This is a genomic window from Isoptericola sp. NPDC056605, assembly GCF_042792795.1.
Taxonomy (GTDB): Bacteria; Actinomycetota; Actinomycetes; order Actinomycetales; family Cellulomonadaceae; genus Isoptericola.
Genome location: NZ_JBHTVT010000005.1, coordinates 216,232 through 243,099, shown reverse-complemented (window position 1 = coordinate 243,099; position 26,868 = coordinate 216,232). Strand labels below are relative to the sequence as shown.

Annotated in this window: 23 protein-coding genes, 2 tRNA genes and 1 pseudogene; 11 read left to right on the top strand and 15 right to left on the bottom strand. The window is 75.7% G+C overall.

Annotation, left to right across the window (positions count from 1 at the left end):
• Positions 1-298: 298 nt before the first annotated feature.
• The gene (locus ACFQ8Y_RS07895) at positions 299-3,013 is read right to left on the bottom strand and encodes a substrate-binding domain-containing protein (protein ID WP_430585112.1); all 2,715 of its coding nucleotides are present in this window, start codon (positions 3,011-3,013) and stop codon (positions 299-301) included.
• Positions 3,014-3,150: 137 nt separating this feature from the next.
• Between ACFQ8Y_RS07895 and ACFQ8Y_RS07890 the strand changes: the two genes are divergently transcribed.
• Together ACFQ8Y_RS07890 and ACFQ8Y_RS07885 are read left to right on the top strand one after the other, a co-directional pair.
• Positions 3,151-4,254 carry a LacI family DNA-binding transcriptional regulator gene (locus ACFQ8Y_RS07890; protein ID WP_430585111.1) on the top strand — a complete coding sequence of 368 codons (1,104 nt, stop codon included), beginning with the start codon at positions 3,151-3,153 and terminating at the stop codon, positions 4,252-4,254.
• Between the two features lie 240 nt (positions 4,255-4,494).
• Entirely contained in the window at positions 4,495-6,417 is a 1,923-nt protein-coding gene (locus ACFQ8Y_RS07885) for a glycoside hydrolase family 6 protein (RefSeq protein WP_430585110.1), read from the top strand.
• Between the two features lie 115 nt (positions 6,418-6,532).
• Here the strand turns inward: ACFQ8Y_RS07885 and ACFQ8Y_RS07880 are convergent, their stop codons facing one another.
• Genes ACFQ8Y_RS07880 through ACFQ8Y_RS07870 form a run of 3 tightly spaced genes read right to left on the bottom strand, consistent with a single transcriptional unit; the run spans position 6,533 to position 10,855 of the window.
• Positions 6,533-7,036, bottom strand: coding sequence for an acyl-CoA thioesterase (locus ACFQ8Y_RS07880; RefSeq protein WP_430565187.1), 504 nt, complete (start codon positions 7,034-7,036; stop codon positions 6,533-6,535).
• Between the two features lie 55 nt (positions 7,037-7,091).
• Complete coding sequence (locus tag ACFQ8Y_RS07875; RefSeq protein WP_430565186.1) at positions 7,092-8,846, bottom strand: GTPase; 1,755 nt, start codon at positions 8,844-8,846, stop codon at positions 7,092-7,094.
• Entirely contained in the window at positions 8,843-10,855 is a 2,013-nt protein-coding gene (locus ACFQ8Y_RS07870; protein WP_430585109.1) for a dynamin family protein, read from the bottom strand. Before ACFQ8Y_RS07870 ends, ACFQ8Y_RS07875 begins: the two co-directional genes overlap by 4 nt.
• Positions 10,856-11,035: 180 nt before the next feature.
• Here ACFQ8Y_RS07870 and ACFQ8Y_RS07865 point away from each other — a divergent pair, with 180 nt between their 5' ends.
• The gene (locus ACFQ8Y_RS07865) at positions 11,036-11,299 is read left to right on the top strand and encodes a carboxymuconolactone decarboxylase family protein (RefSeq protein ID WP_430585108.1); all 264 of its coding nucleotides are present in this window, start codon (positions 11,036-11,038) and stop codon (positions 11,297-11,299) included.
• A 24-nt stretch (positions 11,300-11,323) separates the two neighbouring features.
• Here ACFQ8Y_RS07865 and ACFQ8Y_RS07860 read toward each other — a convergent pair whose 3' ends face one another.
• The 7 genes from ACFQ8Y_RS07860 to ACFQ8Y_RS07830 all read right to left on the bottom strand — a co-directional run bounded on the left by ACFQ8Y_RS07860 (position 11,324) and on the right by ACFQ8Y_RS07830 (position 19,775).
• Positions 11,324-12,283, bottom strand: coding sequence for an aminoglycoside phosphotransferase family protein (locus ACFQ8Y_RS07860; protein ID WP_430585107.1), 960 nt, complete (start codon positions 12,281-12,283; stop codon positions 11,324-11,326).
• 121 nt (positions 12,284-12,404) lie between these two features.
• Positions 12,405-14,087 (bottom strand): energy-dependent translational throttle protein EttA, encoded by a 1,683-nt coding sequence (ettA, locus tag ACFQ8Y_RS07855; RefSeq protein WP_430549791.1) that lies wholly within the window; start codon positions 14,085-14,087, stop codon positions 12,405-12,407.
• Positions 14,088-14,215: 128 nt separating this feature from the next.
• Positions 14,216-14,644, bottom strand: coding sequence for a single-stranded DNA-binding protein (locus ACFQ8Y_RS07850; protein ID WP_430585106.1), 429 nt, complete (start codon positions 14,642-14,644; stop codon positions 14,216-14,218).
• Positions 14,645-14,692: 48 nt separating this feature from the next.
• The gene (locus tag ACFQ8Y_RS07845) at positions 14,693-16,282 is read right to left on the bottom strand and encodes a GTPase (RefSeq protein ID WP_430585105.1); all 1,590 of its coding nucleotides are present in this window, start codon (positions 16,280-16,282) and stop codon (positions 14,693-14,695) included.
• Complete coding sequence (locus ACFQ8Y_RS07840; protein ID WP_430585104.1) at positions 16,279-17,955, bottom strand: GTPase; 1,677 nt, start codon at positions 17,953-17,955, stop codon at positions 16,279-16,281. Before ACFQ8Y_RS07840 ends, ACFQ8Y_RS07845 begins: the two co-directional genes overlap by 4 nt.
• A 60-nt stretch (positions 17,956-18,015) precedes the next feature.
• Positions 18,016-18,882: an NAD(P)-dependent oxidoreductase gene (locus tag ACFQ8Y_RS07835; RefSeq protein ID WP_430585103.1), complete on the bottom strand. Its 867-nt coding sequence runs from the start codon at positions 18,880-18,882 to the stop codon at positions 18,016-18,018.
• Positions 18,879-19,775, bottom strand: a complete 897-nt coding sequence (locus ACFQ8Y_RS07830) for an NAD(P)-dependent oxidoreductase (protein WP_430585102.1) — start codon at positions 19,773-19,775, stop codon at positions 18,879-18,881. Before ACFQ8Y_RS07830 ends, ACFQ8Y_RS07835 begins: the two co-directional genes overlap by 4 nt.
• A 140-nt stretch (positions 19,776-19,915) precedes the next feature.
• Here ACFQ8Y_RS07830 and ACFQ8Y_RS07825 point away from each other — a divergent pair, with 140 nt between their 5' ends.
• On the top strand, positions 19,916-20,296 hold the full coding sequence (locus ACFQ8Y_RS07825) for a winged helix-turn-helix transcriptional regulator (protein ID WP_430549785.1): 381 nt from the start codon (positions 19,916-19,918) through the stop codon (positions 20,294-20,296).
• Positions 20,297-20,382: 86 nt separating this feature from the next.
• Here ACFQ8Y_RS07825 and ACFQ8Y_RS07820 read toward each other — a convergent pair.
• Positions 20,383-20,556 (bottom strand): annotated as a pseudogene (locus ACFQ8Y_RS07820) (hypothetical protein); the annotation flags it as partial.
• A 68-nt stretch (positions 20,557-20,624) separates the two neighbouring features.
• Here ACFQ8Y_RS07820 and ACFQ8Y_RS07815 point away from each other — a divergent pair.
• The 4 genes from ACFQ8Y_RS07815 (at position 20,625) to ACFQ8Y_RS07800 (ending at position 22,020) form a co-directional block, all read left to right on the top strand.
• Positions 20,625-20,698: transfer RNA gene (locus tag ACFQ8Y_RS07815), tRNA-Arg, on the top strand.
• A 205-nt stretch (positions 20,699-20,903) separates the two neighbouring features.
• Positions 20,904-21,083 carry a hypothetical protein gene (locus ACFQ8Y_RS07810; protein ID WP_430549784.1) on the top strand — a complete coding sequence of 60 codons (180 nt, stop codon included), beginning with the start codon at positions 20,904-20,906 and terminating at the stop codon, positions 21,081-21,083.
• A 154-nt stretch (positions 21,084-21,237) separates the two neighbouring features.
• Positions 21,238-21,876 carry an oligoribonuclease gene (gene orn / locus ACFQ8Y_RS07805; protein WP_430549783.1) on the top strand — a complete coding sequence of 213 codons (639 nt, stop codon included), beginning with the start codon at positions 21,238-21,240 and terminating at the stop codon, positions 21,874-21,876.
• A 71-nt stretch (positions 21,877-21,947) separates the two neighbouring features.
• A tRNA-His gene (locus ACFQ8Y_RS07800) sits at positions 21,948-22,020 on the top strand.
• Positions 22,021-22,116: 96 nt separating this feature from the next.
• Here ACFQ8Y_RS07800 and ACFQ8Y_RS07795 read toward each other — a convergent pair.
• The 3 genes from ACFQ8Y_RS07795 to ACFQ8Y_RS07785 all read right to left on the bottom strand — a co-directional run bounded on the left by ACFQ8Y_RS07795 (position 22,117) and on the right by ACFQ8Y_RS07785 (position 24,215).
• Entirely contained in the window at positions 22,117-22,449 is a 333-nt protein-coding gene (locus ACFQ8Y_RS07795) for an ArsR/SmtB family transcription factor (protein ID WP_430549782.1), read from the bottom strand.
• Positions 22,446-22,919: an SRPBCC domain-containing protein gene (locus ACFQ8Y_RS07790; protein WP_430549781.1), complete on the bottom strand. Its 474-nt coding sequence runs from the start codon at positions 22,917-22,919 to the stop codon at positions 22,446-22,448. Before ACFQ8Y_RS07790 ends, ACFQ8Y_RS07795 begins: the two co-directional genes overlap by 4 nt.
• Positions 22,920-22,994: 75 nt before the next feature.
• The gene (locus ACFQ8Y_RS07785; RefSeq protein WP_430585101.1) at positions 22,995-24,215 is read right to left on the bottom strand and encodes an MFS transporter; all 1,221 of its coding nucleotides are present in this window, start codon (positions 24,213-24,215) and stop codon (positions 22,995-22,997) included.
• Positions 24,216-24,390: 175 nt separating this feature from the next.
• Here ACFQ8Y_RS07785 and ACFQ8Y_RS07780 point away from each other — a divergent pair, with 175 nt between their 5' ends.
• From ACFQ8Y_RS07780 to ACFQ8Y_RS07770, 3 genes are all read left to right on the top strand, one after another.
• The gene (locus ACFQ8Y_RS07780; RefSeq protein WP_430585100.1) at positions 24,391-24,777 is read left to right on the top strand and encodes a DUF1801 domain-containing protein; all 387 of its coding nucleotides are present in this window, start codon (positions 24,391-24,393) and stop codon (positions 24,775-24,777) included.
• Positions 24,778-24,855: 78 nt separating this feature from the next.
• Entirely contained in the window at positions 24,856-26,136 is a 1,281-nt protein-coding gene (locus ACFQ8Y_RS07775) for an MFS transporter (protein WP_430585099.1), read from the top strand.
• Positions 26,133-26,858 carry an ankyrin repeat domain-containing protein gene (locus ACFQ8Y_RS07770; RefSeq protein WP_430585098.1) on the top strand — a complete coding sequence of 242 codons (726 nt, stop codon included), beginning with the start codon at positions 26,133-26,135 and terminating at the stop codon, positions 26,856-26,858. Before ACFQ8Y_RS07775 ends, ACFQ8Y_RS07770 begins: the two co-directional genes overlap by 4 nt.
• Positions 26,859-26,868: the final 10 nt, after the last annotated feature.

Genomic DNA, 26,868 nt, shown 5'->3' with positions numbered 1-26,868 from the left:
GGCCGGCGGCGGCGAGCGCGGCCAGCGCCGCGAGCGCGGCGCCCGCGGCCACGACGCGTCGCGGCCGCCCGCCGGGGCGTGATCGGGCCGGACGTGATCGGGCGGCGCGTGGCTGTGGTGCGGGTGTGCGTGACGTGCGTGACGTGCGTGACGTGCGTGACATCGTGCGTGCACCTCTCATCGTCGGGAGGCTCGCCCCGCCCCACGGTCCGCCGGCGGCGACGGGGGCGTCGAGCACCCCCGAGGCTCGTCGCGGCTCCACGGCCCCGGCAACGCACGGAAACGTTTCAGGTGACGCTCAGGCGCGCCGGGCGGTCGGGGCCGCGCGACGGCGCGCCAGCCGGTCGCCCGCCCGCCGCAGCACCTCGATGGCGTCGCCGCCGCCCGCGGACCCGTCGTCGTGGGCGGGCTCGGGGTGGCTCGTGCCCGCGGCGTGCTCGACGACGGCCTGCGCCCCGAGCACCGCCCGCAGCCGGGCGAGGCGATCGCGGGCCGCGACGGCGTCCGCGCCGTCGAGCAGCACGACGACGTCGCGCGGCGCCGGCCCGTACGCGCAGTCGTCGGGCTCCAGCTCGCCGTGCAGGCGGCGCAGCGCCAGGGCGGTCGGCGGTGCGGGGAACCCGACGCCGAGGACCTGCCAGCCGTACGCCCCGACCCGGCGGGCGCGGGAGATCGCCCGCTCGAGCCGGTCGACGAACAGCTCGCGGGCCACGAGCCCGCTGCCGGGGTCGACCAGCACCCGCTCGCGCAGCTCGCTGCGGAACAGGGTCACCTCCGAGACCACGGCCATCGCCCCGACCATGCGCGCGGCGCGGCCCCCGGCGTCGTGCACCGTGACGGCGCGGCAGCGCACCGTGACGTGGCGACCGTCGGCGACGCGGATCCGGTGCTCGACGTCCAGCGGCTGGTGCGACCCGGACAGCTGCGCGGCCACCGCGGACTGCACGCGGCGGACGTCGTCGGGGTGCACGCGACCCAGCCACTCCTGCGGGTCGTCGCCGACGCCGGCCGGGTCGCACCCCACGATGCGGGCCCACGCGTCGGAGTAGCGCACGCGGCCCGCCTCGACGTCCCAGTCCCAGGTGCCGTCGTGGGACGCGATGGACACCAGCGCGGTCCGCTCGTGCCCGGCGGCGACCTCGAGCGCCAGCACCCGCTCGCGCTCCGCGGCCTCCGCCAGCTCCCGGCGCTGGGCCTGCAGGGCGCTGAGGGTGTCCTCCGCGTCGAGGGCCACGCCGAGCATGGCCGCCCAGTGGTTGTAGCGCGCCCGCGTGCTCGTGGCGCGGGTGTCGACGAGCCCGCTCACCACGAGCACGCCCCGGTCCGAGCTGCCGAAGCCCACGGGCACGACGACGGTCGGCGACGCCGGGTCCACGAGCTCGGGCGGAGGGAACTCCTGGGGCGGGTACGTCGCCCCGACCAGCCGTCGCGGGCCGGTCGCGCCCCCGCGCGCGCCCACCACCTGCAGCGCCCGCCCGCCCGGGACGTCGGCGTCGTCGACCCAGAGCGCGAGCGCCGCCACCCCGCCGTGGCCGCGCGGCAGCCAGTCGAGGCTGCGCAGGGCGTCGCCGTCCGCCCGCATCATCTCGAGGTCCACCTCGTACTGCTCGGCGAGCTCGCGCTCGAGCCGCCCGGCCCGGCCCAGGGTGCCCGCGACCGTCCCGCGCGCCAGCGCGACCACGACGTCGCGCACGGTCGTCTCCAGCGCCGTCCGGCGGGCGGCCGGCCCGAGCGCCGTCCCGCTCCGCGCGGCCTCCGCCCCGCCCTGACCCGAGAGGCGGCGCGCGGCCGCGCGCCGGTGGCTCCGGACGGTCCTCGCCGCCTCGACGTGCAGCGCGGGCACCAGCTGCTCGAGCGCGTCGGGCGACGGGCGCAGCCGGGCCGTCGCGTCGGCGAGCGCGCGCAGCGCCGGCGCCGGGGCACGCAGCCCGCGGTCCGCCGCGGCGGCCAGCACCTGCCGCACGGCGGCGACCCACACGTCCCGGCCGTGCTCGCGCGCGAGCACCACGGGAGCCACGTCGTCCAGGCCCGGGTCCGCGCCCGCCGTCGGGCCGGACGACGTGCCGGGCGCGGAGACGGACGCGCGGTCGAAGGTGCCGGACGGCAGGTCCGCACGCCCGTCGGGCTCCGGGCAGCCGCTCCGCCCCGTCACGACGACGTGCCCCCGCGCGCCCGCCTCGCAGCCGCAGGACTCGCGCAGCACCAGCGCCGAACGCCCGAGGCGGTGCTCCCCCGTCACCCGCTCGCCGGCGATCATCGCCAGCACGAGCTGGGCGGCGCGCTCACCGACCGCGTCGTGCAGCAGGTCCACGGTCGACAGCCGCGGGCGGATCCGCGCCCCGAGGTCGGAGTGGTCGATCCCGACCACGGCCTGCGCCTCCGGGAGCGGCAGGCCCTGGGCGCGCAGCCCGCGCATGAAGCCGACGGCGTTCCGGTCGGTGGCGGCGAGGGTGGCCGTCGTCGGCAGCGTCCCGTCGCCCGCCTCCACCAGGCGCCGCGCGACGACCTGCGCCCCGGCCTCCTGGTTGTCGCGGGTGCGGTAGAGCCACTCGGCCCGGGGTTCGATGCCGTGCGCCAGGAGCGCGTCGCGGTACGCGTCGTACCGCTCGCGCGTGTCGGTCTGGTCCGCGGCGCCGAGGAAGCCGATGCGCCGGTGGCCGTGCGCGACGAGGTGGTCGACGACGGCCCGCGCCGCGCCGGAGTTGTCCGGACCGAGGCTCGGGGCCGAGACCCCCTCCACCGGGCCGACCCCGACGAGCACCAGGGGCGTGCCGGCGTCGTGGATGTCGCGCAGCGTGTCGTCCTCGAGCGCGCTCGTCACGACGATGAGACCGTCGCACCGCGACCCGCCGACCAGCGTGCGCCGGCGCGGCACCGCCGGGAACTCGGCCCGGTCCAGGTCCGCCGGGTAGGTCTGCAGCGCCACCACCCGGTGCCGCCCGGCGCGCAGCACCCGGGCCGCACCCGCCAGCGCCCGCCCGAAGTAGTACCCCCCGAGCACGGGGCTGACCACCCCGATCGTCCGCGGGCCGCCGACGGGGCCCCTTCCCTGAGCACCGACCGTCGTCATCCGTACCACCGTCCTCGCCGTCGAGTACCGCGCACGTTCCCGGGTGCATTCTGCACCGATTCCCGGCACAGTGTGGGAGCGTGACCACGCCAAGCCGCACCGGGCCCGTGCCCGCCGTCGGCGCCCGACGCATCACCATCACCGACGTCGCGCGCGCCGCGGGCGTCTCGATCGCCGTCGTCTCCTACGCCCTCAACGGGCGCCCGGGGGTGTCCGACCGCACCCGGCGCCACGTGCTGCGCACCGCCGCGGACCTGGGCTGGCGCCCGAGCGCCGCCGCGCGCTCGCTGCGCTCCGCGCCCCACAGCGTCTCCGTCCAGGCGGTCGGCCCGGCGGACGCCGCGCGGGCCACCGCCGTCGCCCTCGGCCTGCGGTCGGCGCTCCAGGTGGGCGACGACGCGCCCGCCACCGACGTCGTCGTCGACGTGGCGCCCGACCGGGACGCCGCGGCCCGGGACCTCGAGCACGCGTGGACGGAGCGGCGCCACGCCGCGTTCGTCGTCGCGGGGCTCACGCGCGACGACCCGCGTGCCCGCGCCGCCCGTCACGGCGGCGTCCCCCTCGTGCCGCTCGCGCCGTCGCGCGCGGCGGGACCGGGCGCCGCGGCGGGCTCGGTCTGGTTCGCCGGGGACGCCGACGAGCGCGCCGCGCGCTACCTGCGCGAGCTCGGGCACGCCCGGCTCGCGCTCCTCGCACGGGACGCCCACGAGGACCGGTCGGCCGCCCTGCTCGACGCGCTCGACGCCCTCGACGAGGCGCAGGCGGGCCTCCGCTCGCGCGTCGCGGCCACGGTCGAGCGCGTCGAGTACCGCACCGTCGAGGACGCCGCGGCCGGCGCCGCGCGGCTGCTCGCCACCGAGGACCGCCCCACGGCCGTCGTCGCCGACGGCGACGTCGCGCTGCTCGCCGTGCTCGAGACGGCCAGGCAGCGCGGCCTGAGCGTGCCGTGGGACCTGTCCGTGCTGGTGCTCGAGGACTCCGCGGTCTGTCGCCTGGTGCATCCCGCCGCGACCGCGGTCGCCCGCCCGTGGGAGGAGCTCGGTGCCGCGGCCGCCGCCGCCGTGCGGCCCCTGCTGGGTGGCGGGGAGCCGACGACCGCCGACGACCACGACGGACGAGCCGGTACCACGGTCCCCGTCGCCCGGCTCGTCATGCGGGGCTCCACGGCGCCCGCCCCCGCCTAAACGTTTCGCGCCCTGTCCCGTGGCGCCGGCCGTTGCCAGGTTGGGGTCGTCGGCGCCGACGGCCCGACGTCCGGTGTCCCGGGGCGGTTGCGCCCGCCACGACGGCCCGGGCACCTGACGATCCAGGAGGCTCCTGTGCGATCAGCTTGGGAACGGCGCAAGGGCGCGCCGCAACGGGGACGGCAACGGAGACTGCCACACGGCCGTGCCACCGCCACGACCGCCGCCGTCGCCGCGCTCGTGGCAGCGCCGCTGACGGCCGCCACCTCGGCGGGCGCGGCCGAACCCCGCGTCGACAACCCCTTCGCGGGCGCGGACCAGTACGTCAACGCGTACTGGTCCGACAACGTCACGGCCGCCGCGGAGCGTGCCGGCGGCGCCCTCGGCGACTCGATGCGCGCCATCGCGAACGAGCCGACGTCCGTCTGGATGGACCGGATCAGCGCCATCGAGGGCAACGCCGACGGCCCCGGCCTGCGGACACACCTCGACGCGGCGCTCGCGCAGAAGCAGGGCGACACCCCGCTGGTCTTCAACGTCGTCATCTACGACCTGCCCGGGCGCGACTGCTACGCCCTGGCCTCGAACGGCGAGCTGCCCGCGACGGACGAGGGCATGGAGCGCTACGAGACCGAATACATCGACGCCATCGTCGACGTCCTCGACGACCCGGCGTACGAGGACCTGCGGATCGTGGCGACCGTCGAGCCCGACTCGCTGCCGAACCTCGTCACCAACAGCAGCGAGCCGCTGTGCCAGCAGGCCGCGCCGTACTACCGCGAGGGCGTCGCCTACGCGCTCGACCGCCTGCACGACGTGGGCAACGTGTACAGCTACATCGACGCCGCGCACGCCGGCTGGCTCGGCTGGCCGAACAACGCGCAGCCCGCGGCCCAGCTCTTCGCCGACGTCGTGGGCAGCACCGAGGCGGGCTTCGACTCCGTGGCCGGATTCGTCACCAACACGGCGAACTCGACGCCCCTGGCGGAGCCGTTCCTCGAGGACGGGAACTTCGGCAGCGGCGGGTTCGTGCGCCAGGCGGAGTTCTACGAGTGGAACGCCGACTTCGACGAGACGGACTGGACCGCCCACCTGTACGACCTGCTCGTCGCCGAGGGCTTCCCCGCCTCGATCGGCATGCTCATCGACACCTCCCGCAACGGCTGGGGCGGCCCCGACCGGCCCGCCGCCGAGAGCACGTCGAGCGACCTCAACACCTACGTCGACGAGTCCCGCGTCGACCGCCGCAACCACCGCGGCGCCTGGTGCAACCCGTCCGGCGCGGGCATCGGCGAGCGGCCCCAGGCCACGCCCGCCGGCTACCCCGAGTCGCACCTCGACGCCTTCGTGTGGGTGAAGCCCCCGGGCGAGTCGGACGGGTCCTCGGAGGAGATCCCGAACGACGAGGGCAAGCACTTCGACCGGATGTGCGACCCGACGTTCAACTCGCCCAAGCTGGGCGGCCTGCTCACCGGCGCGCTCCCGGACGCGCCGCTGTCCGGCAAGTGGTTCGAGAGCCAGTTCCAGATGCTCGTGACCAACGCCTACCCGGCGATCGGCGACGGCGGCACCGACCCCGGCCCGGACCCGGACCCCGACACCACCGCGCCGAGCGTGCCGCAGGGCGTGACCGCCACCGCGGACGGCACGAGCGTGCAGGTGACCTGGTCGGCGTCGACGGACGACACGCGGGTCACGAGCTACGGCGTGCTGGTCGACGGCGAGGCCGCGACGACCTCCACGTCGACGTCGGCCACGCTCGCCGGCCTGGAGCCGGAGACGTCGTACGAGATCACGGTGACGGCGCGGGACGCGGCGGGGAACGTGTCGGCGGCGTCGGCGCCGGTGAGCGTGACGACGGGTCCGGACGACGGCGGCCCGGACCCGACGGACGGGGCGTGCACGGCGGTGTACTCGACGACGAACTCGTGGTCGGGCGGGTACCAGGGCCAGATCGTGGTCACCGCGGGTGACGACGGCGCGCCGGGGTGGGCGGTGACCGCTCCGGCGGGGTCCACCACGAACCTGTGGGGCGGCGTGCTGTCCGGCGGGACGATCACGGGGGCGGCGTGGAACGCCGACCTCGCCGCCGGGGCGCAGGCCACGGTGGGCTTCGTCGCCAACGGCACCTCGCCGGCCGACGGCCCGCTGCCCTGCAGCTGACCGCGAGGTAGCACCGGAATCGCCGAGGTAGGACGCGTCTCGCCGAGGTAGTGGACTGGACCACGACCTCGGCGAGACTCGTCCTGCCTCGGCCTGCTGAGCACGACCTCGTGCGTCAGCCGCGGCGCCGGAAGGCCACGGGGTCCTCGAGGTAGGCCTCCCAGGCCGCGCGCTCGACGTCGGCGATGCGCCGCGGCGCGCCCGTCGCGGCGTCGACGACGACGATCGTCGTGGCCGCCTTGACGTACGCCTTGCCGCCCGACGCCGGGCCCGTGCGGTCGAAGCCGCCGGGGACGCCGTCGTGCACCTCGTAGCAGACCTCCAGGCTCGCCCCGCCGATCCCGCCGATCCACATCTCCACCCGGACCGGGGTGCGGGAGAAGGCGAGCGGGCGCAGGTACTCGATCTGCTGCCCGGCGACGAGCGTGTGCGACGTGGCGTGCGGGCCCGTGTCGAGGACGGCGGTGGGCCACTCCTCGCCGTCCACGGCCTCCGGGTGCCGCCAGAACGCCGTGATGCGCGCGTCCTCCAGGAGGCGGAGCATCGCGACGTTGTTGACGTGCTGGTAGGCGTCGAGGTCCGACCAGCGCAGGGGGACGGGCACGTGCAGACGGGTCATGGCTCGCATCGTCGCACGCCGTCGGCCCCGGACCGGCATCGTCCCGGGACCGGCGTCAGCCGGCCGCGATCGCCGCCGCGGCGCGGCAGCGCGCGAGCGCGGCGAGCTCGTCCCCCACCGGCACGCGCACCAACCGGTCCGCCACGCCCGAGACGGACTCGCGCAGGCGACGGCGCACCCGCGCCGCCCGGCGGCGCGCGCCCCACGCCGTGAAGACCCGCGCGACGAGCGCGAGCAGCAGGCCCGCCACGAGCCCCCCGATCGCCAGGAGGGTGGGCCACGGCACCTCGAGCACCCCGCCGCCGGAGCCCGTGAGGTCCACGGTGAGCACCGGCAGGATCAGCGGCGGCAGCCGGAAGTACTCCACCGCCGCCGCGGCGGCGAGCCACAGCAGCCCCACCACGGCCGCCGCCAGCAGCACCCACTGCACGGCACCCACCGCAGCCCACCAGCGCGGCCGCCGCGCCGCCTCCAGCCGGGTCCCGACGACCGCCTGGTCGAGGTCCCCGGGCAGCCGGTCGATCGCGTCCTGCGCCCGGCCGCGCGCCACCAGCACCCACGGGTCGGGCGCGCCCTCGGTGACCTCGTCGACGTACCGGCGGACCGCCGACGCCGACGCCGCACGCACGGCGGGGCGTGTCGTCGGCAGGGAGCTGCGCACCAGGTCGGGGCGCTCGGGTGCGCCGCCGCCCCCCGACCCACCGGTGGGCGACCCGCCCGCTCCGGGCCCTCCTGCGCCCCGCCGGAGCCCCAGCCGCCGCAGTGGGTCGCGCCGGAGCCGCGACACCCACCGGGTGACCGGCCAGCCCGTGGCCAGGTGCGCGTCCCGCCGGTGCGTGGCCGCCACCGCGTCCGCGACCGTGGGCACCCCCGCGGCGGCCTCGAGGGCATCCACCAGCGCGTCCGCGGCCCGCTCCCCCGCGTGCGACGCCGGGCTGGAACCGCACGCGTCCGCGATGCGCTGCGCGGCGGCGCGGGCGTCCGCGGCGAGCCGCGCGGTCGCCGCCTCGCGGCGCGCCGCCGCCTCGGCGAGCAGCCCCTTGAGCTGGTCCATCCCCCGCCCGGTCGCGGCCGACACGGCGAGCACCCGGGCGCCGCCGAGCCCGTCGGCGGCGACCAGCCGGCGCAGGTCGGCGAGCATCGCGTCCGTCTCGGCGTCGGACAGCCGGTCGGTCTGGTTGAGCACCACGACCACGACCTCCGACCGGCCCGCCAAGGGGCGCAGGTACCGCTCGTGCAACGCCGCGTCGGCGTACTTCTGCGGATCCACCACCCACACCAGCAGGTCGGCCCGCTCCACCAGCCGCTCGGCCCGCACCCGGTGCTCCACGACCACCGAGTCGTGGTCGGGCAGGTCGAGCAGCACCAGCCCGGTCGAGATCCCCGCCGGGCCGCGCCTCCCCCGCAGGCGGGCGAGCCCGCGCCGGGGGCGAGCCGCACCGGGGCCCTCACCGGGGTCGTCGTCCGTCGGCGTCGGCATCTCCTGACGCCGACGGACCTCCAGCCAGTCGAGCAGCGGCCCGGCGCCGTCGCCCCAGACCGCCGCCACCGCGTGGGACGTCGTGGGGCGGCGGACCCCGACGGTCGCGATCTCCGAGCCCGCGACGGCGTTGAGCACGCTCGACTTGCCGGAGCCGGTGGCGCCCGCGAGCGCCACGACGGTGTGCTCCGCGGAGAGGCCGCCGCGTTCGCGGGCGCGCTTCACGACGCCCCGGGCGTCGTCGAGCAGCTCGCGGTCGAGGCGGCCGCTCGCCGCCACGATCGCGGTCTCCAGCGCCCCGGTCCGGTCCGCGAGGTCGATCCGGCTCACCGGTCCCCCTCCTCGCCCCGGGAGCGGGACCGGCGGCGCGACCACCAGCCGCCCCGGCGGGCGGGGACGCCCTCCTCGGGGACCGGCGCGTCGTCGGTGCCGGGCGGCGCCTCGGGCGGGCGGAAGGTGCCCGCGCCGCGCAGCAGGCCGCCGCTCCACGGGCGGGTGACGCCCTCCTGCGGCACGGCCCGGGCCGCCCGCTCGGCGCGGGCGGCCGCGGCGACCCGGTGGGCGGCGTCCCGGACGCCGTCGGCCCCGGTCTGCTGCGTGCCCAGCGCGTCGAGCTGCGCCGTGTACCGGGCGGCCTGCCCGCGCAGCACCGCGTCGACGCGGCCGTTGAGCCGCTCCTTGGCCTGGGCGGCCAGCCGGCGCACGGCCTCGTCGCCGAACACGGCCTCGAGCAGCTTCTGCGCGACGATCGCCGTGCCGCCGGCGATGCCGATCTCGGCACCCGTGAGCCCGGCCGTCGAGGCGAAGACGATGACCATGAGGCTGACGCCGAGCGCGTTCACGCCGAAGGACACCGCGCGGGCGGTGCCGCGGCGCGACGCGCCCTGCTCGCGCACGAGCCCGAGCACGTCCTCCTGCCAGCCGCGGATCTGCTCCGCCACCTCGGTGCGCAGGGCCGCCGGGACGCGGGCCAGGTCGAGGCCGTCCAGGAGCGCCGCGCCCGCGCCGTCGCCCCGCCAGGCCGCGAACGTGCGCTCGGCGGCCTGTTCCGCCGCGTCGAGGATCACCGACTCCAGCCCGTGCGCGATGGCCTGCTCCACCTGCGGCGCCTCCTTCGGGCGGCCGCGGAAGAACCGGGCGACGGCGTCCCGCACGCGCCCCACGCCCGCCTCGACGGACCGGAAGAACTCCCCCGTCCCGACGAAGTCCTGCCAGCGGGCCAGCACCTCGCCGCGCAGCAGCGCGCCGTCCGACGTCGCCGTCTCCACCTGCTCCAGCGCCTCCGCGTGGTACCGCCGGACGGCGTCGCGCAGCCGGGCGTCGGCCACCTCCTGGCCGTCCGCGGTCTCCGCGAGGGCGACGGCGCGCCGCACGAGGTCGTCCACCACGCCGTCCCGGGTGGCGGCGATCACCCGCGCCCGCGCCTCCGGGTCGCCGCCCAGCCCGGACAGCCACGTCGCGACCTCCGCGACCGCGGCCTCCGGCAGGAGACCGTCCACCAAGGCCCCGGGCCCCTGCTCGGCGGCCTCGCCGAGCACGAAGACGCGGGCGTCGCCCAGGCCGTGCTCCACCGTCATGCGGCGCAGGTCGTCGGCCACGACCTCCGCACCCGGGTCCACGCGGTCGAGCACGATGGCGACCTGCGCGCGGCGGCGCGCGGCCTGGCCCAGCAGGTCCCACGGCACGGCGTCGGCGTACCGGGCCGCCGTCGTGACGAAGAGCCACAGGTCGGCCGCGCCCAGGAGCTGCGCGGACAGCTCGCGGTTGGCGGTCTCCACGGAGTCGATGTCGGGGGCGTCGAGCAGGGCGAGACCCTGCGGCAGCGCCTCGCTCGCGACCAGCCGCAGCGCCGCGGCTCCCTCCGCCGCCGTCCGCGCCCTGTCGGAGCCCTGGTGCTCCCCGGCCGTCCCGGCGTCCGGAACCTGGCCCGAGGACGACACGCGCGCCAGCCCGGGCAGCACGCGGTCGGTGGTGAACCACCGCGCGTCGAGGGGGTGGTGCACCAGGACGGGCGCGCGCGTGGTGGGGCGCAGCACCCCCGGCGCGGACACCGGCTCCCCGAGCAGCGAGTTGACCAGGGTGGACTTCCCCGCGCCCGTCGACCCGCCGACCACGACCAGCAGCGGCGCCCGCTCGGCCCGCAGCCTCGGCAGCAGGTAGTCGTCGAGCTGGTCGACGGCCTGGTGCAGGTCGGCCCGTGCGACACCGACGCCCGGCGTCTCCAGCGGCAGGCGCAGGGCACCCAGCCGGGAGCGCAGCGTCTCGAGCGCGTCGACCAGCTCCCGGGCCGCCGCGTCGTCCCTCGGGTCGGGGGCGGCGGTCGTGTCCGGGTCGGTCATGTGCCCAGTCTGCCCATCAGGGACGATCCGTGCAGAGCCGACCTGTGAGATGGCGCACCCGACCGACCCGGACGGCGCGATCCGCGGTGCCATGGGAGGGCACGACGGCGTGCCGCGCGCGCCGGCCCACGGACCCGCCGCCAGGAGGCACCGGGGCTCGACCGGACCAAGGTCAGCCAGGTGCCGCGCTGGCGCGAGACCGAGGACGTCTACACCGAGCTGGAGCGCGACGTCATGGCGTACGCCGAGGCCATGACCGCGACACCGCCCACCGTCACCGACGACATGGTCGCCGCGCTCGTGGCCCGCCTCGGCTCCGCCGCGACGGTGGAGCTCACCGCGATGGTCGCCGTCGAGAACCTGCGGTCGCGCTCGTTCTCCGCGGCGGGCGTGCGGAGCCAGGGGTACTCCGACGTCTGCGAGCTGCCGCTCGCGTCGTCCTGACGCGCGCTCGTGACGTCAGGCCCGTCAGGCCAGACGACGGCGCAGCCACGCGACGCACGCCTCGCCCTGGGCGCGCTGGAACGCCCGCAGGTGCGGGATGCCCGGGACCGGCGGCTGCAGCGACGAGTGCACGAAGTACCCGGTGAGCGCGACGAGGTAGGCCGTCACCGCGTCCTCGTCGGTCCCCGACGGCAGCGGGCGCAGCCGCAGCGCCCCCTCCGGCGTCGGCCCGCCCTCGACCTGCACGGCCGGCAGCATGCCCACCAGGTCGCAGAACGCCGCGCCCCGCCCCGGGTACGCCCAGTCGACGGCGACCGCGCGCAGCCCGCTCGCGCCACCGGGCCCGCGCTCGACGAGCACCGCGTTGTCGCCGCGCAGGTCGCCGTGGACGAGCCGGTCGCCGGCGACGGCCGCCGGCGCCTCGAGCTCGAGCGCCGCGAGCCGGTCCAGGTGCTCCGCGAGCCACGGGTCGTACGACGCGAGGCCCGCCGGCCGCTCCGCCGCGAGCCGCCCGGTGAGCTGCGCGGGCAGCTCGGCGGCGAACTCCGGCAGCACGCCCGCCGCGGCCTCCTGCTCCCCCACCTTCGCGGCGAGGTCGAGCACGGCACGCAGCTCGTCCTCCCGCCACGGCTGCGCGGGCGCGCGGCCCGCGACGGCGTCGAAGGCCAGCGCCACCCACTCGTGCCCGTCGGCGACCTCGGTCGTCCAGCGCAGGCGTGGCGCGGGCACGGCCTCGCCGAGCGCCGCCGCACGCTCCGCCTCCTGGCGGTACAGCCGGACCGTGAACTCGTGCTCCGTCGACACCGCCTTGACGAACACCGTGCCGCGGTCGGTGCGCAGCGTGGACGCCAGTCCCTGGGAGTAGCCGCCGTCGTGGCTGGTCCACCCCGTCACGGACGCCCCCAGCCGCGCCTCGATCCCCGCGCGCACGGCGGCGGGCAGGTCGGGCCAGGTGGGGCGGGTGCGGGTGGTCGTCACGGTCATCGCAGGAGTATCGCCGACGAGCGGTCCCGCGCCCCACGCATTTCCCCGGACGCGCGACGCCCCCGGCACCACGGGGTGCCGGGGGCGTCGCGCTGGTCGTGCGGGCGCGGAGCCCGCGCGCTCAGTCGCGCGTGAGCTTGCGGTACGTCACGCGGTGCGGGCGCGCGGCGTCCGCGCCCAGGCGCTCGACCTTGTTCTCCTCGTACGAGGCGAAGTTGCCCTCGAACCAGTACCAGTTCGCCGGGTCCTCCTCCGTGCCCTCGTACGCGAGGATGTGCGTCGCGACGCGGTCGAGGAACCACCGGTCGTGGGAGACCACGACGGCGCAGCCCGGGAACTCGAGCAGCGCGTTCTCCAGCGAGCCGAGGGTCTCGACGTCGAGGTCGTTGGTGGGCTCGTCGAGCAGCAGCAGGTTGCCGCCCTGCTTGAGGGTCAGCGCCAGGTTGAGGCGGTTGCGCTCACCACCGGACAGCACGCCCGCGGGCTTCTGCTGGTCCGGCCCCTTGAAGCCGAACGACGCCACGTAGGCGCGCGACGGGATCTCGACGTTGCCGACCTTGATGAAGTCGAGCCCGTCGGAGACGACCTCCCACAGCGTCTTCTTCGGGTCGATGCCGCCGCGCGACTGGTCGACGTAGGAGATCTTGACGGTCTCGCCGACTTTGAGGTCGCCGCCGTCGAGCGGCTCCAGGCCGACGATCGTCTTGAACAGCGTGGTCTTGCCGACGCCGTTCGGGCCGATGACGCCGACGATGCCGTTGCGCGGCAGCGTGAAGCTCAGGCCGTCGATGAGCTGGCGGCCGTCGAAGCCCTTCTGCAGGTTGCTGGCCTCGAGGACGACGCTGCCCAGGCGCGGGCCCGCGGGGATCTGGATCTCCTCGAAGTCGAGCTTCCGCGTCCGCTCCGCCTCCGCGGCCATCTCCTCGTAGCGGGCCAGGCGCGCCTTCGACTTCGTCTGACGGCCCTTCGCGTTGGAGCGCACCCAGTCCAGCTCGTCCTTGAGGCGCTTGGCGAGCTTGGCGTCCTTCTTGCCCTGCACCTCGAGGCGGGCCTGCTTCTTCTCCAGGTAGGTGGAGTAGTTGCCCTCGTACGGGTAGAGGCGGCCGCGGTCGACCTCGCAGATCCACTCCGCGACGTGGTCGAGGAAGTACCGGTCGTGCGTGACGGCGAGGACGGCGCCCGGGTAGGAGGCCAGGTGCTGCTCGAGCCACAGCACCGACTCGGCGTCGAGGTGGTTGGTGGGCTCGTCGAGCAGCAGCAGGTCCGGCTTCTCCAGCAGCAGCTTGCACAGCGCCACGCGGCGTCGCTCACCACCGGAGAGCACCTTCACGTCGGCGTCCGGCGGCGGGCAGCGCAGGGCGTCCATCGCCTGCTCGAGCTGGGAGTCGAGGTCCCACGCGTCGGCGGCGTCGATGTCCTCCTGGAGCGTGCCCATCTCGGCCAGCAGGGTGTCGAAGTCGGCGTCGGGCTCCGCCATGAGGGCGGAGATCTCGTTGAACCGGTCGATCTTCGCCTTGAGCGGGCCGACCGCCTCCTCGACGTTCCCGAGCACGGTCTTGTCCTCGTTGAGCGGCGGCTCCTGCATGAGGATGCCGACCGTGTACCCCGGGGAGAGGCGCGCCTCGCCGTTCGACGGCTGCTCGAGGCCCGCCATGATCTTGAGGATCGTCGACTTCCCGGCGCCGTTGGGGCCGACGACGCCGATCTTGGCGCCGGGCAGGAAGTTCAGCGAGACGTCGTCGAGGATGACCTTGTCGCCGTGCGCCTTGCGCGCCTTGTACATGGAGTAGATGAACTCAGCCACTGGCTCTGCTTCCACCGTTCGATCGCGCGGCGAACCCGAGGGATCGGGTCCGAGAGGTTCGAGGCTCCAGCGGGCAGGCTGGAGGACCGGCATGGCGGCCGGTCCACCAGCCTACGCGACCTCGGGCCTCACACGCCGACCGGCACCGGCTCGGGCTGCCGATCGGGCTCCGGAACGTCCTCGGGATCCGTCCGGTCGACCACGCGCGTGAACCGCGCCAGCCCGCGGGTGACGTCGGGGCCCACACCGTGCGCGTCGAGGACCAGCTGCCAGCGGTCCTTGCCCTCCTTGTCCGTCCACTCCTCGGTGGACAGCCGGCCCGTGACGACCACGGGGTCGCCCTGCGCCAGCGACTCCGCCACGTTGCGGGCCCCGGCGCGGAAGGACTTCACCGTGAACCACAGCGTCTGCCCGTCGGACCACTCACCGCTGCGCGGGTCGCGCACACGCCGCGTGCTCGCCACGCGGAAGGTGGTCCACTCGACGCCGCCGTCTGACCGGTGCAGCGTCGGCTTCGTCCCGACGAACCCGTTCACCGTGATGCTGACCTCGTTCATGCGCTCCTCCTGGGTCCGCCGCCGGCAGGCGCCGACGGGCCCCCAGGATCAGTCGCCCGAGGCCCGGTGCGCCCCCGCCTTCGGCGTGGCTGTGGACGACGGCGCCAGCTCGGAACCTGTGGGCAGCTTCAGGGACCCGGTGAGCGGCTGCGACGTCGGCAGCTCGGTGGCCGCCTGCGCGAGCTCGCGCACCCGGCGGTGCTCGTGGAGCAGCTTCTGCGTCGGCTCACCGAGCCCCTCGGCCAGCACGCGCTCGAGGGCCGCCCGGCCCGCGGACGCCACGGCCTGCTCGCGCTTGCGCGCCAGCGTGCGCCGCGATGCCGTGCCCGCGAACGCCACCACCACGGCGGCCACGGCCAGGACGCCGGCCACCGCGAGCACCACGGCCGGCCACGGCGAGGCGAGGTCGAGCACGCCCGTGAGTGAGAGGGCTCCCACGACCGCCGCGACCACCGCGACGGCGCCGAGCACCCACGCCGTGCGGCGCAGCGCGCGGGCCGCCGACGGGCCCCGCGTGTCGAGCGCGACGCCGCGCAGCGCACCCGCCACCGACGTGCGCAGCTGGTCCGCCCCCGCCACCGAGGAGGCGAGCGACCGCTGCCACCCCGGCCGCAGCGACGCGCCCGCCCGGGTCAGCCAGCGGGCCCGCGAGAGCGCGACGGCGTCCCGGTCCGGCGGCGGCACCTCGGGCCGGCCGTAGCCGTTGCGCACCGCGTTGCCGACCTGGCTCGCGACCGCGGCCAGCCCCGTCGCGGCCACCAGCGCGTCCAGCTCGCGCTCGACGGCGGGGCCCATCTGCCACGGCACCTCCGCCGGGGTCTGGGCCAGCAGCAGCCGCGCCGCGACGTCCAGCTCGGCGGCCGCGCGACCCGCCGCGACCGACCGCCGCGCGCACGCCTCCTCCAGCAGGCCCCGGACGCGGTCGATCCCCTCGCCCGTCCTCGCGGACACCCCCTGGACGTACACGCCGGTCAGGCCGTCGTCCTCGAGCAGTCGCGCCAGGTCGGCCAGCAGGTTCTCCCGCTGCGCGTCCGGCACCGTGTCCACCTGGTTGAGCAGCACCACCATCGACGACTCGGAGCCCACGGAGTCCCGCAGGTACCCCGAGTGCAGCGCGTCGTCCGCGTACTTCTGCGGGTCCACGACCCACACCAGCAGGTCCACGAGCGGCAGCACGCGGTCCACGACCTCGCGGTGCGCGGGCTCGACGGAGTCGTGGTCGGGCAGGTCGAGCAGCACCAGCCCGGCGAGCTTCTCCTCGTCCCCGCCGTCGAGCTCCCCGCCCTGGGTGATGCGCCGCTCGCGGTCCACGCCCACCCAGTCCAGCAGCGCCTCCGCGCCGTCCGACCAGGAGCACGCCGTGACGCGCGCCGTCGTCGGCCGCTTCACGCCCACGTCGGCGAAGCTCAGCCGCGACACCTTGTTGAACAGGCTGGACTTGCCCGAGCCCGTGCCTCCGGCGAACGCCACGACCGTGTGGTCGACGCCGAGCGCGAGCCGCTCCCGCACGCCCTCGACCGCGGCGGACACGCGCCGCGACGTGGCGTCGTCGAGCCGCGGCCCGGCGATCTCGAGCGCCTGCGCGAGGTCCTCGGTGCGGGCGCGCAGCGTCGCGTCGTGGGACGGGCTCTCGGTCATGTCAGCCTCCTGAGCTCGGCGAGCCGCACGCGCAGCCCCGCGGCCGCGTCGTCGGCGGGTTCGGACGGACCGAGGTCGTCCAGCACGGCCTGCACCTCGGCGTCGACGACGGCGGCCGCGCGGTCGCCGAGGTCGTCGCGCAGGGTGGCGACGGGCTGGGCGGCCAGGTCCCCCAGGACGCGCTCCAGCAGGCGGTCGGCGTCGCCGCTGCCCGCGGCGGAGGCGAGGAACAGGGTGGCGAGCCCGCGCGCCCCGAACGCCTTGACGGCGGCCTCGACCCGGGCGCCCGACGCGGCGTCGCCGGTGAGCTCCCCGACCAGCTCGGAGACCACGGCGTCGGCCCGGTCGGCCCACTGCGCGACCCGACCCGGCACGTCGGCCTCGCGGGCCGCCGTGCGGGCCGCGCCGTCGGGGGCGACGGCCTCGCCGCCGGCGGGAGCGCCCGGGCCGGCGAGGACGGCGCGCAACCGCTCCTCGACCCGGGCGCCGGACGCCGCCAGGGTGCGCGTGGCGGCGTCGACGACGTCGGACCGGAGGCCCTCGAGCGCGGCCTCGCGGGCGCGGCCCGCGCGGCGCGTGCTGCGCGCCCGGTCGCCGCGGACCTTGACGCGGTCGACGCCGACGGTGCCGGACAGCTCCCGCCAGCGCGCCTCGACCGACGCCCCGGCGACGACACCGGCCGCCACCGCGTCGCGGGCGAGCTGCTCCGCCGCGGGGATCTCCTCCGTGACGCGGCGGCGCAGCACGTGCACGGCCTCCTGCTGCGCGTCGATCGCGTCCGCGAGCGACGTCACCCAGCCGGGCAGCGCGCCCAGCGCGCCCTTGAGGGTGCGCACGACGACGGCGCGCGAGCGGTCCGGACCGGCGAGCATGGTGAGCCAGCGCCGCACCGGCTGCACGACGGACGGGTCGAGCAGCCCCTCGTGCGGACCGACGTCGGGGACGACGAACAGCGGGACGTCGGTCATGCCGTGCTCGCGCAGGCGCTGCAACAGGTCGCCGCGGACCGTGGTCAGCGTCTCCTTCGGCACCCGGTTGAGCACCATCGCCACCGACGCCCCGCGCTCCGTGGCGCGGGCCAGCGCCTGCCACGGCAGCGCGTCGCCGTAGCGCGCGGCCGTGGTGACGAAGAGCCACAGGTCGGCGGCCTCGAGCAGCTGCTGCGCCGTCGAGCGGTTCTGCTGCACGAACGAGTCCAGATCGGGCGCGTCCAGCAGTGCCGTCCCGCGCGGCACGCCCTCGTGCTGCACCACGCGCGACAGCTCCGTGACGGGTCCGGCCGACATGACGTCGGTGTCCGCGGGGTGGTGGGCGAGGACCGGCTCGCGCGTCGTGGGACGCAGCACGCCGGCCTCGGAGACGGCCTCCCCCAGCAGCGAGTTGTACAGCGTGGACTTGCCCGCACCGGTCGACCCGGCGACGACGACGACCGCCGGCGACGACAGCTCCTTGAGGCGCGGCAGCAGGTGCTCGTCGAGCTGGGCGAGCAGCCGGTCGCGGGAGGCCGCCGCCTCCTGCGCCCCGTCGATCGGGAGGGGGAGCTCGACCGCCGCGACGTCACGACGCAGGTCGCGGGCGACGTCGTGGACGGTGACGCCGATCTCCTCGCCAGCCCCGGCGTCCTTCCTGCTCGCGGCACGGCGCGAGGCACGGGTCTCCAGGGAAGGTGTCACGGGCACATCCTTCCCGCTGGCGCGTTCCGTGCCAAACGCGCGCGCCGGTCGCCGGCGGGTTCAGCGGCGGCGCAGGCTCTCGTAGATGCGCGCGAAGTCCTCCGCGCCGTGCCCCGCGTCGACCTGGCGCCGGCGCAGCTCCTCCACCATCGCGATCGGCGCGGGGTCCACGCCCTGCTCCTCGCTCGCGCGCACCAGGTGCCCGAGGTCGGACCAGTCCAGGCTCTGCACGGGCGCGGAGTAGTCGCCGCCGTCGATCACCGCCGCGTCGAGCGCGAACGCCTCGGTCATCGCGGCGAGGAAGGGCGCCGCGCGCCGCGCGAAGCCGGTGGCGTCCACACCGTCGGCACCGACCATCGCGGCGCCGTGCAGGAACCCCGCGAACATCGTGTACATCCCGGACAGCATCGCGAGGTCCAGCAGCGACGCCCGCCCTGGGTCCGCGCCCTCGAAGGTGCTCGTCGCCCAGCGGTCCAGGACGCCGCGCGTCTCGCGGAACACGCCCTCGTCGCCGCTGTACAGGATCTCCGCGCCGGGGCGGCCGATCATCGGCGGGGTCGCCATGATCGCGCCGTCGAGGTAGCGCACCCCGTGGTCGGACGCCCAGGAGGCGACCGCACGGGCCTCGTTCGGGGTGGTCGTGGTCAGGTTGACCACGACGCGACCACGCAGGTGCTCGGCGAGCGGGTCGAGCGTCTCGTGCACCGACGCGTGGTCGTAGAGGCAGACGACGACGGTCGGCGCCGCGAGGACGGCGTCCCGGGCGTCGGGGGCGCGGCGGGCGCCGCGACCCACGAGCTCCGCGTCCCGGCCGGGCGACCGGTTCCACACCGTCACCTCGCGACCGGCGTCCAGCAGCGCCGCGGCGAGCGCGCGTCCCATGACGCCGAGCCCGAGCAGCGCGACCGGCTCCGTCCCGCGGCTCATCGCGGGTCCCGGATGCCGTCGACGATGCGGGTCCAGCCGTCGGCCCCGTGCCCCGCGTCGATCGCGCGGCGGTAGTGCTCCTGCACCGCCCGCGGCAGGCCGACGTCGATCCCGGCCGCCGCGCTGGCGGCGACCAGGTGGTCGGCGGTGGCGCCCATCATGGTCGCCGTGCTCAGGTCGCCCGGGTGCCGCCCGGCGTCGATCTGCGCACCGGTGCTCTCCCGCCCGCCCTCCCCTGCCGCGAGCATCGCCGGGATGTCGGTCAGCGTCGTCAGCGCCTCGGGGAGGAAGTCCCGTGCCGGGATGCCGGCGCTGCCCACCAGGGCGGTGGCGTGCATGAGGGCGGACAGCGCCGTGAGGAAGACGTCGAGCTGCGCCTGGTACATGAGCTGCGCCAGCCCCGGGTCCGCGCCGACGTACCGCGGCGCCGCGAGCTCCGCCAGCACCTCGCGATAACGGTCGAACACGTCCCGGGGGCCCGAGTAGTAGGCGTACGCGTCGTCGGTGCCGACCGTCGGAGCGGGGCTCATCACTCCCCCGGTGAGGAACGCCGCACCGTGCGCCGACGCCCACGCCGCGGCCTCGCGGGTGCGTTCCGGGGTGTCCGAGCTGAGGTTCACCAGCGTGCGGCCGCCGAGCGCGTCGGTCGCGCCGTCGAGGATCGCGTCCATCGCCGCGTAGTCGGTCAGGCTGAGCAGGACGAGCTCCGCCGCCTCCAGCGCCGCACGCGGCGTGGGGGCGAGGAGCGCGCCGTCGGCGACCACGCCGTCGGCGCGGGAGGCCGTGCGGTTCCAGACGGTGACGGGGTGGCCTGCGGTCAGGAGGCTGCGGACCATCGCCTGCCCCATCGGGCCCAGGCCGATGACCGTGACCGGTGCGTGCTGTGCAGTCATGCGCGGTGCTCCTCTGGTGCGTCGTGCCTTGTGGTGATGCCGCTGTGCCTCCATGCTCTGGGGGTACGGAGACGCTGAGAAGTACGCACTAATTACTGCGGTACTTACCTCGAGGGAAGTACCCCGGCCGAGGAGCACCCATGACCGTCAGCACCCGTCGCGGCCCCTACGTCTGCGGCATCGACGCCGCGCTCGACGTCGTGAGCGGCAAGTGGAAGGGCCTCATCCTCTGGGAGCTCGAGGAGCACGGCGTGCGCCGCTTCGCCGAGCTCCGCCGCGGCCTGCCCGGCGTGAGCGAGAAGATGCTCACCCAGCACCTGCGCGAGATGGAGGCCGACGACCTCGTGGTGCGCACCGTCTACGCCGAGGTGCCGCCCCGCGTCGAGTACGCGCTGACCGAGCACGGCCGGGCGCTCAACGACGCGCTCGCCCCGCTCGGCACCTGGGGCTCCGAACGCATCCGGCGCGAGGGTCGCGAGCTGGTCGACCACGCCGACGCGGCGGCGATGCCCCGGCCCTGACCTGTCACGGGCGCCGTCGTGCGAGGAGGGCAAGGTCTCGGAACGTGGCGGCGTCGAGCACACCGTTGCGCTGACCCGTAGCAGCACTCGTCGGTCTCGGGACAGTCGATGCGGACGACGTCGATCGCGGTCTTGTCCGTCGGCGTGGCGTGGGTGCCCTGGCGGTCGTTCCAGACGGATCGGACGTGGACGGTGATCGCTCCGGCATCGGCCTTCGCCACGCCAAGATCGCCCTTGTCCTTGTCGATGGGTCTTCCCATGCTCCGCGACCAGGGGCGCACCCAGCACGGTCGTGACCAGCACCGACTGGGCTAAACTCTGGTCGCTTGCCTCCGTAGCTCAGCTGGATAGAGCGGGTCACTTCTAATGACCGGGTCGCGGGTTCGAATCCTGCCGGAGGCACCGATACGCAACGGCGGCATGTGGCCGACACCGACGTCGCCCCACCCCGCCGGCGTGATGACCTGGGAAAAAGCCGTGCGCCCGACGACGACGTCCCGGCAGACTCTTTCCTGCACCGCGGTGACGCGCGGCCGGTCAGACACCGGTCGCACGGGTGGTCCCTGGCCCGGACCGACGACCCCACGTCACGAAGGACACCATCACCATGTTTCCCCCGGAGAACCTGCTTCTCGTGCAGGTCATCCAGCGCGAACGCCTCGAAGAGGCCGAGCGCGAACGCACCGTCCGCCGACTGCAGGAGCAGCGCAAGCAGCGCCGGCAGCCGCACGCCCGTCGCCCGCGCACCGGTCTCTCCCGGTCGCTGTTCGACCGGCTGACCGCATGACACCCGCCGGGCGAGCGCCCGCCGGGTACCGACCCGGCGGTGACACCGCCACGAGGGCCCCGCGGCCCGGACCGTTCCCCGAACGTTCCGGAGCAGCGGGGCCCTCGTCATGTCCCCCGCCTTCCCCCCGGCGCGCGGACCGTAGGCTGGCCCCGTGAGCCCCGCGAACCCGAACGAACGCATCGTGTGGATCGACTGCGAGATGACCGGCCTGGACCTGCGCGCTGACGCGCTGGTCGAGGTCGCCGCCGTGGTCACGGACTCCGAGCTGAACGTGCTCGGCGAGGGGGTGGACGTCGTCGTCGCGCCTCCCGCGGAAGCCGTCGAGCAGATGAACGACTTCGTCCGTGACATGCACACCTCGTCCGGCCTCATCGAGGAGTTCTCCGGCGGCATGACCCTCGCCGACGCCGAGCAGGCGGTGCTCGACTACGTGCGCGAGTGGGTGCCCGAGCCGGGCAAGGCGCCGCTGGCCGGCAACTCCGTCGGCACGGACAAGATGTTCCTCGACCGGGACATGCCCGAGCTGGTGGGGCACCTGCACTACCGGATCGTCGACGTGTCGTCGATCAAGGAGCTCGCCCGCCGCTGGTACCCGCGCGTGTACTTCGCCGCCCCCAAGAAGGACGGCGGCCACCGCGCGCTCGCGGACATCCTGGAGAGCATCGACGAGCTCCGGTACTACCGCGAGGCGCTGTTCGTGCCCCAGCCGGGGCCGGACACCAAGACGGCACGCGCGGTCGCCGAGCGCGTCAGCGAGACGTCCGTCACCCGGCACCGCACGGAGGCCTGAACCGCCCCGCGGACCATGTACACTTTTCGACGGCCCGGTGCTTCGGCTTCGGTCGCAGTCACAGGGCCATGGTGGCTATAGCTCAGTCGGTAGAGCGCCTGGTTGTGGTCCAGGAGGTCGCCGGTTCAAGCCCGGTTAGCCACCCCGATGCGGCGGGGTCCGAGAGCGGCCAGAGAGATTTCTCTGGTCCCCTCGGACCCCGCCGTTCGTCATTCCCGGACCTTGTCCGCCACGAGCGCGTCAGAGGTTCTCGGCGACGTGCTGGAGCGCGGCGAGACGGCGGTCCCATGCGGCGCCGATGGCGTCGAGACGCCGGGCGGTGGCGCTGAGCCGCGTCCCGATGACCCGGTACCGCACCTCGCGCCCGACCTGGACCGTCTCCACGAGGCCGACCTCGTGCAGCACCGCGAGATGCTTCGCGATGGCCTGCCGGGTGACAGGCAGGCGCCGGGCGAGGGCGGACGCCGAGGCGTCGCCCTCGCCGAGGGCGGCCAGGATGCTCCACCGCGTCTCGTCGCCGAGCGCGCTGCACATCGCGACCACCGTCCCGTCCGCCGGCGACCCGCCGCTCATGCGCGGCCCTCGACCAGGTCGACGAGCTTGTCGAGCTCCCCGTCCCAGCCGTCACGGTGGTCGGCCATGAGTCCCACCGGGTCACCGGTGCGCTCGAACCCTGTCTCGACCACGGTGAGCCGGGTGCCGCCGACGGCCTCCTCGAGCGTGAACGTGAACACCGTCGCCCGCGGGTCGTCGACGGTCCTCGGCAGCGGGCCGTCCTCGTTGCACCACCGGTAGGACACCTCCGACGGCGGGTCGAACGTCTCGACCCGGATGGGGACCCGGCGCTCCCCCGGCCAGCCCACGGTGCCGGCGGCGCCGGCACCGCCGCCGTCGAGGACGAGCCGGCCGAACCACTGCGAGATCAGCTCGGGCTCGGTGACGGTGCGCCAGACCTTGTCGCGAGACGCCTGGATGTGGATCGTGCGTCGCACGCTGAAGGTGTCGGCGTCGACCACGGCCTGAGGGTTCCGCGCGCTCTCCATCTGCTTCTCCTTCTCTTGTCGCGCTCTCGACGTGCTCTCGTCGTGCTCTCGTCGTGCTCTCGTCGCGCTCGGCGGTCAGTGGACGGTCGCAGGCTCGGGCTCCCGCGGCAAGGGCGCGGGCCGCAGGGCGCGGCTGGCGATCGCGGCGACGATGGACAGCGCGGCGAGGGCCGCGGCGGTGAGCACCGCCGCCGGGACGCCGCCCACGTCGATCATCCGCCCTCCGAGGAAGGCGCCGACGGCATCGCCGAGGTTGCCGGCCGACGCGGGCAGCGACGCCGCGAGGATCGCGCCGGGCCCGGCGAGGTCCTCGACGCGGTGCTGCCACGGGCTCGTGACTCCCGCGCCGCACACGGCCAGACCGGCCGTCGCGGCGACCGCGATTACCGGGCTGACGCCCGCGACGCCCATGGCGACGAGCGACGCCGTCACGCCGACCGTGCCGAGCGTCAGGGCGCGCGCGGCACCGGCGTCGGCGAACCTGCCGCCGCCGAAGGAGCCGACCGCAGCAGCGATCCCGAAGCCCATCAGGCAGACCCCGATCCACGGCCCGGAGACCCCGGCCATCTCGTCCAGGAACGGGACGAGGTAGGTCTGCGCCGCCGAGGCGCCCGCGAACAGGAGGACGCCCACGGCGAGCACCGCCAGCACGCGCGGGGCCAACGCGGACCTCAGCTGGCCCAGCAGCCCGACCTCCGTCCCGGCGGGCACCCGGGGCACCACGACCAGGGCGACCAGGAGGACAGCGGCGGCCGCGAGGACGACGGCGAGGAACGACGCACGCCAGCCCACGGCCTCGCCGAGCAGCCGGCCCAGCGGCATCCCCACCGCGCCGGAGACGGCGAACCCGGAGATCACCACGGCCATCGCCCGACCGACCCGCTCGCGGGGCACGATCGAGGTCGCCGTGGTGATCGCCGCCGCGATGAAGAGCCCTTCCACGGCACCGATCGCGACCCTGGCGGCGACGAAGGCGTCCAGGCCGGCTCCCAGGGCGGGCAGCGCGTTCAGCCCGGTGAACACGGCGAGCGCGGTCAGCAGCACCGGCCGCCGGTCGAGCCGGGCGGTCAGGAAGGTCAGCGTCGGACCGCCGACCGCGATGCCGAGCGCGTTCGCCGACACCAGCACGCCCACGGCCGACAACGGTACGGCCTGGTCCACGGCGATCAGATCGAGCATGCCCATCACGAGCATCTCGGCACACCCCGTCACGAACGTCCCCGCGAACAGCACGCCCAGGGCGAGCGTCACCCGTGAGCGGCCGACCTGCGGACGACGACTCTGTCGATCACTCATCGGAACCCCTCCTCATCATGCAACTCTACGGTTGCATAACACCGTGACATGACCTTCGGTCACTATGCAACCCCTCGGTTGCAGATTTCTCACCACGATCACGGCGAGCGAGGCGGCGAGCGACGACCGCACCCCCGTCCGGCACGGAGCGAGCGGCGCCGCTAGCGTCGTCACCATGGGCGACGACCGGCGGGACGACGTGGCCGCGGTGCTGGAGGGCCTCGCTCCCCCGGTGCTCGCCGTCACCGCGCGGCTGCGCTCCCTCGTGGCGGAGGCGCTGCCCGACGCCGTCGAGGAACCGGACCCGTCGGCCCGCCTCCTCGGGTACACCTACCGGCCCGGCACGTACGTGGGGCTGATCGCGGCGGTGGCGCCGTATCGCGCGCACGTGAACCTCTTGATCGCGCGCGGCGCCGAGCTGGCGGACGACGACCCGCACGGGCTCCTGGAGGGCACCGGCAGGCGGGCGCGGCACGTCACGTTCCGCACCGAGGAGGACGTCGACCGGCCGAGCGTCCGCGAGCTCCTGCTCGCCGCGGCGCGACGCACCCCGCGCCCCTGACCTCGACCCCGGCGTCCTGGTATACCATCGTCCCGGCCGCGGGACGCGGTCCCCCGACCCGAAGGAGACCCCGCCGCCGTGGCACGACAGTCCGTTCCCGCCCGACCGAGCGGACCCTCCGGCGCGTTCTCCTCCCTCCGGGGCAACCGCCCCTTCCAGCTCCTGTGGGCCTCGAACCTGTTCTTCTTCGGCGGCGTCTGGACGCAGACGCTGGTGCTCGGGTGGCTCGCCTACGAGCTCACCGGGTCCGAGCTCCTCGTCGCCGTCTACACGGCGGCTCGGCTGGCGCCCATGCTGCTCGGACCGGTCGCGGGGGCGCTCGCCGACCGCTACGACCGCGTCCGCCTCCTGCTCGTCGCCTGCACCTGGGCCACCGGCGCCGTGGCCGTGGTCGCCGCCCTCGCGACCGCCGACCTGCTGCCGTACTGGGCGCTCGTCGCGGGCGGCTTCGCCATCGGCATCGCCCAGTCCCCCTCCCAGCCGGCCCGGATGTCGCTGGTCCTCGACCTCGTGGGCCGCGAGAACCTCTCGAACGCGAACGCACTGAACTCGATGGCGATGAACATGACGCAGGTGATCGGGCCCGCGCTGGGCGGCGCCATGATCGCGGCGATCGGCGCGCCCGCGGCCCTGTGGGTCTCCACCGCCTGGTACGTGGCGTCGCTGCTGCTCATGCTGCCGCTGCGACGCCTGCGCACCCGCACCGGCCCGGGCGGCCACGCCTCGACGTCGGTGCTCGCCATGGTCGCGGGCGGCTTCCGCGCCGTCGCCGGGAACCGCCTCGCCGTCGCCGTCCTGCTGGTCACCCTGGCCGCGAACATCTTCCTGTGGCCCGTGTTCCAGTCGTTCATGCCCGTCTTCGCGGCCGAGTCGTTCGGGCTCGACGCCGCGGGCCTGGGCGCGCTGCTGACGTGCGCAGGCGTGGGCGGCCTCGTGGGCTCGCTGGTCATCGCGGCGCTCGGTGACTTCCGGTTCAAGGGCGCGCTGTTCGTGCTCGGCACGACCGTGTGGGGGCTGGCCTGGGCCGCCTTCTCGCTGGCCACGTCTCCCGCCCCCGCGTTCGTCCTCATGGCCGTCATCGGGCTGGCCAGCGCGGCGTTCGGCGTGCTGCAGACCACGCTGCTGCTCATGGTCACCGAGCCCGCCGTGCACGGTCGCGCGCTCGGCCTGCAGGAGCTCGTGATCGGCGTCATGCCCGCCGCGACGCTCGCGATCGGCGCCGTCGCCGAGCGGGTCGGGGTGCCGCACACCGCGCTCGGCGCCAGCCTCGCGCTGGTCGCGTGCCTGGTCGTCCTCATGCTCGCCGTCCCCGCCCTGCTGCGGATCGGCCGCACCGACGACGCCGACGCGGGCGCGTGAGGCGCCTCGCGGCGGTGCTCGGCGTCTCCCTCGCGGCCGCGCTGGGCGCCTGCACGACGTCCGAACCCGACCCGTCCGACCCGTCCGACCCGTCCGACCCGTCCGAGGCCCGCGTGTCCTCGACCCCCGGCGCCCCGACCGGCGCCGCCCTGCACCGCGCCGTCGCGGACGACGACGCCGCCGCCGTCGCCACGGCGCTGCACGAGGGCGCCGCCGTCGACGCCCGCGACGCCGACGGGCGCACCCCGCTCCTCGCCGCCACGCGGCAGGGCTCCGCCGGGCTCGCCCGCCTGCTGCTGGAGGCCGGCGCCGACCCCGACGCGCAGGACCGCCTCCAGGACTCGGCGTTCCTCTACGCGGGCGCGGAGGGCCTGGACGACATCCTGCGGCTCACCCTCGAGCACGGCGCCGACGTGACGAGCACCAACCGGTTCGGCGGCACCGCGCTCATCCCCGCGAGCGAGCACGGGCACGTGTCGACGGTCCGCATCCTGCTGGACGCCGGCGTGCCGGTGGACCACGTCAACGACCTGTCGTGGACGGCGCTGCACGAGGCGATCGTCCTCGGCGACGGGTCGGCCGACCAGGTCGAGGTGGTGCGCCTCCTGCTCGACGCGGGCGCCGACCCCACGGTCCGCGACGGGCAGGGCGTGCTCCCCCGCGACCTGGCGGCCTCCCGCGGCTACGACGCGATCGTCGCCGAGCTCGACCGCGGGCGCTGACGCCCCGCCC

What these genes read in the sequence shown, in the direction of transcription:
- ACFQ8Y_RS07830 (WP_430585102.1), bottom strand. Translation starts at nt 19,775, where the DNA reads ATGACTGCACAGCACGCACCGGTCACGGTCATCGGCCTGGGCCCGATG.
- ACFQ8Y_RS07795 (WP_430549782.1), bottom strand. Translation starts at nt 22,449, where the DNA reads ATGAGCGGCGGGTCGCCGGCGGACGGGACGGTGGTCGCGATGTGCAGC.
- ACFQ8Y_RS07845 (WP_430585105.1), bottom strand. Translation starts at nt 16,282, where the DNA reads ATGACCGAGAGCCCGTCCCACGACGCGACGCTGCGCGCCCGCACCGAG.
- ACFQ8Y_RS07850 (WP_430585106.1), bottom strand. Translation starts at nt 14,644, where the DNA reads ATGAACGAGGTCAGCATCACGGTGAACGGGTTCGTCGGGACGAAGCCG.
- ACFQ8Y_RS07825 (WP_430549785.1), top strand. Translation starts at nt 19,916, where the DNA reads ATGACCGTCAGCACCCGTCGCGGCCCCTACGTCTGCGGCATCGACGCC.
- ACFQ8Y_RS07860 (WP_430585107.1), bottom strand. Translation starts at nt 12,283, where the DNA reads ATGACCGTGACGACCACCCGCACCCGCCCCACCTGGCCCGACCTGCCC.
- ACFQ8Y_RS07880 (WP_430565187.1), bottom strand. Translation starts at nt 7,036, where the DNA reads ATGACCCGTCTGCACGTGCCCGTCCCCCTGCGCTGGTCGGACCTCGAC.
- ACFQ8Y_RS07835 (WP_430585103.1), bottom strand. Translation starts at nt 18,882, where the DNA reads ATGAGCCGCGGGACGGAGCCGGTCGCGCTGCTCGGGCTCGGCGTCATG.
- ACFQ8Y_RS07810 (WP_430549784.1), top strand. Translation starts at nt 20,904, where the DNA reads ATGTTTCCCCCGGAGAACCTGCTTCTCGTGCAGGTCATCCAGCGCGAA.
- ACFQ8Y_RS07785 (WP_430585101.1), bottom strand. Translation starts at nt 24,215, where the DNA reads ATGAGTGATCGACAGAGTCGTCGTCCGCAGGTCGGCCGCTCACGGGTG.
- ACFQ8Y_RS07780 (WP_430585100.1), top strand. Translation starts at nt 24,391, where the DNA reads ATGGGCGACGACCGGCGGGACGACGTGGCCGCGGTGCTGGAGGGCCTC.
- ACFQ8Y_RS07870 (WP_430585109.1), bottom strand. Translation starts at nt 10,855, where the DNA reads ATGACCGACCCGGACACGACCGCCGCCCCCGACCCGAGGGACGACGCG.
- ACFQ8Y_RS07790 (WP_430549781.1), bottom strand. Translation starts at nt 22,919, where the DNA reads ATGGAGAGCGCGCGGAACCCTCAGGCCGTGGTCGACGCCGACACCTTC.